The following is a 2878-nucleotide window of genomic DNA, read 5'->3' as shown; positions in this document are numbered from 1 at the left end:
ACACCGATCCGATTCGGTATCGCCGCCCCAATCCTGACGGTCAGTTCTCCGGTAACATCCTTGGTGAGGCAATGCGAGGCTAAGGCGGCGTCGCCAATCACGTAGGTGATCGACGCCAGCGTGTGGCCTGGTGAAAAGAGAACGCGCGCGTCGAGCGAGCCGATAGTGAAGCGCTCGCCGTTCTCGAAAAGATGATCCCACTGCGAGCCGTCGGTCTTAAGCTCGGGCCAGTTGTAGATGGACTGCCACAGAAGCTGGACATCGACCACATGTGCGCCGATCGCGGTCGGCGCGCCGGTCTTCTCATGCAGATAGTGAGCGGCGGAGAAGTGGTCGGCATGCGGATGGGTATCGAGAATCCACTGTACGGTCAGTTTCTCCTCCGCCACGTAGCGCAGGATGGCATCGGCGTTCACCGTGGCGACAGAGCCCGATTTTTCATCGAAATCCAGGACGGGATCGATGATCGCGCATTGTCCGGTCGCAGGATCCGACACGACATATTGCACGCTGAAAGTGCGCGGGTCGAAGAAGCCCTTTACGCGCGTCCGCCGCTCAGCCTCGCGTGCCAGCCATTGGGCGGCAACCGAAAGATCGACGCCCCATTGCCCGCCGAGTGCGGGCAGATTCTCGCGGGCCAGGCGCCCATCCAGCACCTCGCCGATGGCATGCAGGTTCGCGGAGCGGATACCGCTTCTGCAATGCGCGAAGACGGGGCCGGTGCTCTCGGACACCGCCTTCTGGAAGGACCGCACATCGGCTTCGGTGATCGTCGTTGCAGTCACGGGTATGAAATGGAAGGCCATGCCTCCCGCCTCGGCTGCCTGTTGCTCAGCCGCGGGGCTCGGCTGGTCCGGGTGTTCGCCGCCCGGCCGGTTGCTGATGACGCCCTTGAAACCGGCCGCGGCAAGATCGGGGAAGGCGCCGAGCTCCGGCTGGGGAGCAATGAAGAGCTTGTCGGAAATCTGCGTTGCGGACGCAACCGGTGTTACGGCGTCGGTCATTTCACCCTCCTGAGGGTACGGCCGAGCATCATTCGGCCGCTGCTATAAGTCTTCGAGCGTCAGGCAAAATGCCCCGGTCATGGAGAGCCGTCTGTGACGCCAGGGAGCTGCCGTAGAGGTGCGAGGGGGCGAGCGGCAGGAGTTCGAACTGCATGAGGTGCGCCTGCCCTAGCGGCAGGGCTTCCAGCATCGCATGGGCTTCCTTGGGGTCCTTCGCGTTGAGGAGGAAGACAACGCCGTTCCGGTCGGCGAGCGAGAACCACTGTTCGATCTTGCCGGCCAGATAGAGCTTCACAGTCCCGCGGACCTCGGTAGGCAGAATGGCGCGAACGGAGGCAAGGCTGGGGCCCGGGGTGATCGTGCCGATCGCCAGGATGCGGGTGGTCGGCGCGGCGTATTGCTGAGTCTGCGCTTGGCCAGGCATGGTGGCGGCTGTCCAGGCCAGTCCGGCCGCAAGTGCGGCCCACAGCGTTCGTTTCATGGTGAGTCTCCTGCGATCAGGGAGCGCACGCCCGGCCACCAGGGACCGGGCGTCGCTTGTAATCAGGCATTGAGCATGATGCGGGCGGCTTCCTCGGCGGCGTCGATCTGCGGCCAGTGCCCGGCGTCTAGCGCATGGAGCGAGGCTTTTCGGAGCTGAGCCTGGAGGAACGCCGCTGTCGAGAGATGCAGGTAGGGGTCGTTGCGGCCCCAGATGAGCTGCACGGGCACCTCCGCGCGGCGCAGCGCCACGATACGCCCGGTATTTGCAGCAACCTCGTCCTTCAGCTGGCTGGTCATCTGCGCGAATGCGACGGCAGCGCTCGGCTGCTGGCGGAAGTTGGCGTCGATCAGCGGCCCAAGCAATTCCTGGTAGCGCGTCTGGCCTGCCGCCGCCGCATCGCCCAGCAGCAACTGGCGCTGGAACTCGATCAGCCAGGCGAATTGCTGCGGGCTCGCCAGGAAATGGTGCGCCAGCGCTTGCAGCGGTTTGTGCGAGAAAATTTCGATTAACTCCGGCACGAGAAGGCCAGGCGCCTCGCCGTAGAAGACGTTCATCAGCACGACGGATGCGACGCGCTCGGGATGTAGGAGCGCTAGGTTGAGGGCGGCCGGCCCGCCGGCGTCATGGCCGACCAGCACAACGCGGTCGAGCTGCAGGGCATCGAGCACCGCTTCGACGTCGCCGCGCTGCTGGGCGAAACTGTACTGTGCACCCTCCGGCTTGTCGGAGGCGCCGAAGCCGAGGAAGTCCACGGTGATGGCCCGGCGGCCGCCGGCGACGAGGTGCGGGATGAGATCGTCGTAGATGTGCCCGTTATCCGGGAAGCCGTGCAGCATCACGAAGGCAGGGCCGTTACCGGCATAGTCCCGCACATAGATGTTCCCGCCAGCGGTGGGCACGCGGCGTTGGGTGAAAGTGGTCATTTGCTGTCTCCATTGTCTGGCGCGGAAGGCCGTCCAGCCTCCACCGCGCGGTTCATTTCTTTTGTGCGAGAGGTCCGGATTACGCTGCCTGGCCGTAGCGAGCCGCTGCATGCTGGCGGGAGAGGTTGGGGCCAAGGCGGCTGCGGGCGGCATCGAAGCTGTCCCAATCGGCGCGGTCCGGCAGCGAGGGGATGGTGACATCTTCGCCCATGTCGAGGCCGGCGAGCGCAGCGTCCACCAGCTCTTCGGCTTCCATCACCATTTTGGCCGGCAGGGACTCGCCGGCGGGACCCCAGAAGGCGGTGCGGGTGGCGCCCGGAAGCACGGCCTGGACCTGCACGCCTCGGGGCGCCATTTCTTGGCGGAGCGAGATCGTGAGGTTCAGGATATAGGCCTTAGGCCGTGTGGACTCTTGGGATTCTCAAATCAGATTGAACGTGATTCAAGGCTTTCTTTTAGGAGGAAGC

The 2878-nt window shown here is 64.6% G+C and carries 4 protein-coding genes; all 4 read right to left on the bottom strand.

Translation table 11 applies throughout. The features are described 5' to 3' along the window. A partial coding sequence (locus AAFX91_RS40560; protein ID WP_394570228.1) for a TIGR01244 family sulfur transferase occupies positions 1 to 1004 on the bottom strand: 1004 nt, incomplete at its 3' end. 28 nt (positions 1005 to 1032) lie between these two features. Further along, a complete protein-coding gene (locus AAFX91_RS40555; protein ID WP_394570227.1) occupies positions 1033 to 1485 on the bottom strand; it encodes a hypothetical protein in 453 nt (150 codons plus the stop codon). Between the two features lie 62 nt (positions 1486 to 1547). Then, on the bottom strand, positions 1548 to 2411 hold the full coding sequence (locus AAFX91_RS40550; protein ID WP_282531086.1) for an alpha/beta fold hydrolase: 864 nt from the start codon (positions 2409 to 2411) through the stop codon (positions 1548 to 1550). 79 nt (positions 2412 to 2490) lie between these two features. Next, positions 2491 to 2766 (bottom strand): hypothetical protein, encoded by a 276-nt coding sequence (locus AAFX91_RS40545; protein ID WP_394570226.1) that lies wholly within the window; start codon positions 2764 to 2766, stop codon positions 2491 to 2493. Positions 2767 to 2878 lie beyond the last annotated feature (112 nt).

Origin of the sequence: Bradyrhizobium sp. 31Argb, assembly GCF_043638955.1 — a bacterium.
Classification (GTDB): Bacteria; Pseudomonadota; Alphaproteobacteria; order Rhizobiales; family Xanthobacteraceae; genus Bradyrhizobium.
The sequence above is the reverse complement of the archived record's forward strand: the minus strand, read 5'-3'. Positions and strand labels throughout refer to the sequence as shown.